The sequence below is a fragment of the Micromonospora echinofusca genome, from assembly GCF_017614955.1.
GTDB lineage: Bacteria > Actinomycetota > Actinomycetes > Mycobacteriales > Micromonosporaceae > Micromonospora > Micromonospora echinofusca_A.
The window spans coordinates 1-5,633 of record NZ_WVUH01000415.1; the positions used below are offsets into that span (position 1 = coordinate 1).

4 protein-coding genes and 1 pseudogene are annotated in these 5,633 nt (G+C 73.3%); 3 read left to right on the top strand and 2 right to left on the bottom strand.

Going from position 1 to position 5,633, the window contains the following annotated elements:
• A partial coding sequence (locus GSF22_RS29855; RefSeq protein ID WP_208817254.1) for an SURF1 family cytochrome oxidase biogenesis protein occupies positions 1–808 on the bottom strand: 808 nt, incomplete at its 3' end.
• A gap of 236 nt (positions 809–1,044) precedes the next feature.
• Here GSF22_RS29855 and GSF22_RS29860 point away from each other — a divergent pair.
• Both GSF22_RS29860 and GSF22_RS29865 read left to right on the top strand, forming a co-directional pair.
• Positions 1,045–2,574, top strand: a complete 1,530-nt coding sequence (locus tag GSF22_RS29860) for a cobyrinate a,c-diamide synthase (protein WP_208817255.1) — start codon at positions 1,045–1,047, stop codon at positions 2,572–2,574.
• Entirely contained in the window at positions 2,571–3,140 is a 570-nt protein-coding gene (locus GSF22_RS29865) for a GNAT family N-acetyltransferase (RefSeq protein ID WP_208817256.1), read from the top strand. Before GSF22_RS29860 ends, GSF22_RS29865 begins: the two co-directional genes overlap by 4 nt.
• A gap of 45 nt (positions 3,141–3,185) precedes the next feature.
• On the opposite strand, the gene GSF22_RS29870 is transcribed toward GSF22_RS29865, so the two are convergent.
• Entirely contained in the window at positions 3,186–5,321 is a 2,136-nt protein-coding gene (locus tag GSF22_RS29870) for a transglycosylase domain-containing protein (protein WP_439957820.1), read from the bottom strand.
• Between the two features lie 122 nt (positions 5,322–5,443).
• On the opposite strand from GSF22_RS29870, the pseudogene GSF22_RS29875 reads away from it, so the two are divergent.
• Positions 5,444–5,633: pseudogene (locus GSF22_RS29875) on the top strand (hypothetical protein); the annotation flags it as partial.

The window sequence follows — 5,633 nt, forward strand, 5'->3', positions numbered from 1 at the left end:
GTGCCGGCTCGGCGGCCCGGTCCTGCGGCTCGGCGGTACCGCCCGACCCGCCCCGGGCCTCCCGGCGGGCCAGCCAGCCGTACGCGAACAGCGCCATCACCGCGAAGATCCACCACTGGACGGCGTACCCGCCGTTGAGCCAGTTGTTCTCGTGCTTGATCGGGATCGCCTCGAACATCGCCGGCTCCGCCGACGAGGTCTGCTCCTCCAGGAGCAGGTAGGCCCCGTAGACCGGGTAGGGCAGTTCGCGGGCGATCCGGGGCACCCCGACCCGCCGGGTCTCGATCCGACCGTTGCGCCGCTCCACCACCCCGGGGCTGCTCTCGGTCAGGTGCACCCGGCCGACGACCGTCACCTCACCGGTCGGTGCGTCGGGGATCTGCGGCTGGACGGTCGCCCCGCCGGGGGCCGGCGGCACCCAGCCCCGGTCCACCAGGACCGCCGACCCGTCGGCCAGCACCAGCGGGGTGAGCACCTCGAAACCGACCCGGCTCTCGACGGTACGGCCCCGGACCAGGATCACGTTCGCGTTGTCGTACCGGCCGGTGGCGGTGACCCGGGTCCACGCGGTGTCGGCCGACGGCGCGGCCCCGGCGGTACCCGCCGGACCGGTGGGCGCGGGTAGCCGGTCGCGCAGCGGGGCAGGGGCGACCCGTCCGGCGTTGTCGATCCGGTCGTTGATCGCGGTGCGTTCCTCGTACCGGCTGAACTGCCACATGCCGAGCAGCACCATCACCGCAGAGGCGACCAGTGTCAGGGCGAGGATGCCCAGCCACCGTGGGGTGAGCAGGAACCGGTACACGCCCACGAGGTTACCCGGGTGACCGGGGCCACCCGCCGGCACGGGCAACACGGCGCGGCGGTCGTGGTCCCGTCCGGGCGGTACGGCGCGGCGGTCGTCGTCCGGTCCGGGCGGTTCGTCGGGTCCGGCGGGGGGTCCGGTTGGGTATCGTCACGCGGGCGGATCGCGGCCCCGCCCCGCCGGGGCCGTCGCCGGCCCGTGCCGTGCGATCCTGCCCCGCCCTGCCCTCCGAGGAGTCGACGATGACCGTCGTGCCGCGCGTGGTGCTCAGCGCGCCCTCCTCCGGGCACGGTAAGACAGCCGTGGCCGTGGGCCTGCTCGCCGCGTTCGCCGCCCGGGGACTGGCCCCGGCCGCCTTCAAGATCGGTCCTGACCAGGTCGATGCCGCGTACCTGGGGTTGGCCGCCGGTCGGCCGGGCCGCAACCTGGACCCCCGGCTGGTCGGTGCGGCCCGGATCGCACCGCTCTTCGCGCACGGGGTGGCCGGCGCCCGGATCGCCCTGGTCGAGGGGACCATGGGGCTCTACGACAGTGTCGCCGGCCGGTCGGAGACCGAGTCGACGGCCGCCGTGGCCACCGCGTTGCGCAGCCCGGTGGTGCTGGTCGTCGACGTGGCCACCATGGGCCAGTCGGTCGCCGCACTGGTGCACGGGTTCCGGGCGTACGACGAACTGCTCTGGCTCGGTGGGGTGATCCTCAACCGGGTCGCCTCGGACCGGCACGGTGAGCTGCTGCGGGAGGCGCTGGACGACATCGCGGTACCGGTGCTCGGGGCGCTCGGCCGGGGTGACCTGCCGCCCGTGCTGCCGGCCCGGGACCGGGGGGTGGTGCCGGTGCTGCGGGCCGACGCCGAGGCGCTCCGTGCCGTGCAGCGGCTCGGTGCGGCGGTCGCCGCCCGGGTCGACGTGGACCGGTTGGCCGCGCTGGCCGGTTCGGCCCCACCGCTGCCGGTCGAACCGTGGACCCCGGCCGGGCCACCACCCGCAGGGCCGCCGTCGACCGGACGGCTGCCGGCCGGGCCACCACCCGTAGGGCCGCTGTCGACCGGACGGCTGCCGGCCGGGCCACCACCCGTAGGGCCGCTGTCGACCGGACGGCTGCCGGCCGGGCCACCACCCGTAGGGCCGCTGTCGACCGGACCGGTCGCCGGGCCCCGACCGGTGGTCGCGCTCGCCGGCGGGCCGCACGGCTCGTACAGCCATCCGGAGACCGCCGAGCTGCTCACCGCCGCCGGGGCCGAGGTGGTGACCGTCGACCCGCTCCGCGACGAGTCGCTGCCGCCCGGGACCGTCGCGCTGGTGGTGGGCGCCGCGCTGCCCGAGTCGTACGCCGGGGAGTTGACCGCCAACCGGCGGCTCGCCGCCGGGGTCGCCGGACTGGCCCGCGCCGGTCGACCGGTGCTCGCCGAGGGGGCCGGCCTGCTCTGGCTGGCCCGGGAGGTCGACGGCCAGCCGATGTGCGGGGTGCTCGACACCACCGCGACCACCCGGGACGGCGTCGTCGTCGGGTACCGCACGGCGGTGGCCGGCACGGACAGCCTGGTGGCCCCGGCCGGGACGCGGGTGGTCGGCTACAAGTGCCACCGGGCCGTGCTCAGCCCACGGGCCGGTGTCGCGCCGGCCTGGACCTGGTCCGGTGGCGCACCGGAGGGGTTCGTCCGGCAGGGTGTGCACGCCTCCCAGTTGGGCCTGCACTGGGCCGGGCTGCCGGAGATCGCCCGCCGGGTGGTCGACGCGGCGGCCCGGCCGGAACGGAACGAGGTGCGGACGTGATCGGTCAGGTGGCGGTACGCCGGTTCCCGACACTGACCGTCTCCACACCCCGTACCGAGGTGCGCCCGTTGCTCCCCGAGGACGCGAAGACGGTGGACGGGATCTTCGCCGACCGGCAGACCCGGCGGTGGTTGCCGGTGCGGGAGGAGACCGGCCAGATCGACGGGGCGGCGTGGTGCACCGACCTGGCCCGGCAGCGGCGGGACAGCGGCGACGGGGACCACTACGCGGTACTCCGGCGGGAGGACGACCGCCTGGTCGGCTGCCTGTGGACCCGGCGTACCGACTGGGGTGCCCGGGTCACCGAGGTGTCGTACGTGATCGCGGCGGAGGCCCGGGGCTTCGGGCTGGCCGCCGAGGCGGTCGACGCGCTGGCCATCGCGCTGATCCTGGAGCACGACTTCCAACGGGTGGAGTTGCGGGTGGCGCCCGGCAACCTGGCGTCCCGCCGGGTGGCGGAGAAGGCCGGGTTCAGCTACGAGGGTCTGCTGCGCAACGCCGGGGTGGTCCGGGGCGGCCGGGTCGACCTGGAGGTCTGGTCCTTCGTCGCCGCCGACCTGCGCTGACCGGCCCTATCCGCCGGCCTGCGCTGACCCCGGCAACGGACCTGGTCATGATCCACCCACGATCGCGTCGGACGGTTCGGGGAACTGGCGTACCGGTTGCCCCTTCAGCGCGTCGCGCAGGGTCTCCGCCACCGCGTTGATCGGTCTCTGCGACTGGCCGTCACCGACGGCGTTGAACGGGTTGTCCGGGTCGGCGATGAAGCTCGCCGCCGCCAGTTCCGGGGTGTACCCGACGAACCAGGCGGACCGGGTGCTGTCCGTGGTACCGGTCTTGCCGGCGACCGGGCGGCCCACCGTGCCCCGGACGCTGTCCGCTGTCGACCAGCCGCCACAGGAGCCCTTGGCCGGGGTGTCCCCGGTCGGGCAGCGGGCCGCGTCGGTGGCCGCCCGGGCGGCGTCCGCGGTCACCGCCTGCCGGCAGCGCGGCTTGGCGACCTCCTGCACCATCCCCGAGGCGGTGATGTACCGGGCCGGGGTGCCGTCCGGGTGGCTCACCTCCAGCACCGGCAGCGCCTCGCAGAACCGGCCGTCCGCCGCCACCGCCGCGTACGCGTTCGCCATCTCCAACGGGGTGGCGTCGGAGACGCCCAGGGTGAACGCGCCCCAGGTGTCCGCCTTCTCCGCCGAGGCCATGTCCCGGTCCACGTCGGTACGCCAGCGTAGCCCGAGCCGTTCGGCCAGCCGGACCGCCTTCTCGGCGCCGACCTGCTCCTCCAGCCACACGAAGTAGGTGTTCACCGACTTGCCGAAGCCGGACCACATGGTCTGCCGCCCGGTCATCGCGCCGCTGGCGTTGGACGGTGCCCAGCCGTTGTACACCTCCGACCGGTACCGGTGCGGCGAGTCGAACGCGGTGGACAGCGGCATGCCCTGGTCGAGGGCGGCCAGCATGACGAACATCTTGAACGTCGACCCGGCCTGGTACCCGGGCAGTGTGCCGCCGCCGAGCAGCGGGGCGACCGTGTTCGGGTAGTTGCTCTTCATCTTGCTGGTCGCGTTCGGGTTGGTGTGTTCACCGTTGTTGCTCAGGTCCAGCGAGTAGTTCCGGTTGACGGCCATCGCCTTGACCCGCCCGGTGCCCGGTTCGACGGCGACCAGGCCGTGCGCGAACGGGCTGCCGGTGCTCTCCTTGGCCTGGACGCCGTTCTCGGCGGCCTCCTGCACCTTAGGGTCGAGGCTGAGCACGATCTTGTAGCCGCCCCGGCGGAGCGCGTCGATGCGTTCCAGCGGGTTCTCCCCGAAGGCCGGTTGGGCGCTCCACCAGTTTTTCAGGTAGTCGCAGAAGAAGCCCCAGCTGTTGTACTTCTCCGGCAGGGCGGTGCAGTCCCGGGGCGGGTCGGTCAGCTTGAGCCGGATCGGCTCCTGTTTCATTTTCTGCACCATGTCGGGCGAGATGTACCCCATGACCTGCATCCGGTCGAGTACGTAGTTGCGCCGGTCGGTGGCGGCCTTCTGGTCGGAACTGGCCGGGTCGTACTCGGAGGGGGACTTCACCAGCCCGGCGAGGGTGGCCGCCTCGATCTGGTTGAGTTCGCTGGGCTTCTTGGAGAAGAAGATCTCCGAGGCGGCGTAGATGCCGTACGCCCGGTGGCCGAAGTACGCGGAGTTCAGGTAGCGCTCCAGGATCTCCGGCTTGCTCAGCTCCTTCTCCAGGTCGATGGCCGTCCGCATCTCGCGGATCTTGCGCATGCTGGTCTGCGCGGTGGCCTCCTGCACCTCCTTCGGGGTGCGGGCGCTGTCCCGCAGGGCCATCCGGACGTACTGCATGGTCAGGGTCGAGGCGCCCTGGGACACCCCGCCGGACTGGGAGTTGACCACGAAGGCACGGGCCACACCCTTGGCGTCCACCCCGTGGTGGGTGTAGAAGCGGGTGTCCTCGGCCGCGACGATCGCCTGCTGCATGTGCGGCGAGATGGCCGACAGCGGTACGTACGTGCGGTACTCCTCGTAGAACATCGTCAACGGGGTACGCCCGTCGCTGGCGTAGACGTACGAGGTCTGCGCGGGACGCACGTCCCGCAGCATCGACGCCTTCTGTCGGACGGCGTCGGCGGTGGTCTTCGCGCCGATGCCGAAGGCGGCGGCGAGGGGGTAGGCGGCGGCGGCCAGGACGATGCCGGCGATGAGCCCGGCACGGAGCAGGGGTACGAGCCGACCCGTGGCGGCGAGGGGTTGTCTCACGACCTTCAAGCTATGAAACCCGACGGCAGTACGTGAGGATTTCTCATGATTCCTCGGGTGGTGATACGGCTAACGCCACCCCCGCCTGTCCTGCCGGTGCCGTTCCCGGCAGGATCGCCCTCATGCACCGGCCGCCCCCGCAACCGACGACCGACCCCGGCACCCCGGTCCGGCGCGACGGCGCGCAGGTCGGTGCCGGGCCGGTCGACCTCGGCCACCACGGTGACGCGGAGGTCGGTGCCGGGCCGGTCGACCTGAGCCACCACGGTGACGCGGAGGTCGGTGCCGGGCTGGTCGACCTCGCGGTGAACG

Bases quoted from the DNA above. Each gene is read 5' to 3' on its own strand.
- GSF22_RS29860 (WP_208817255.1), top strand. From the start codon at position 1,045: ATGACCGTCGTGCCGCGCGTGGTGCTCAGCGCGCCCTCCTCCGGGCAC.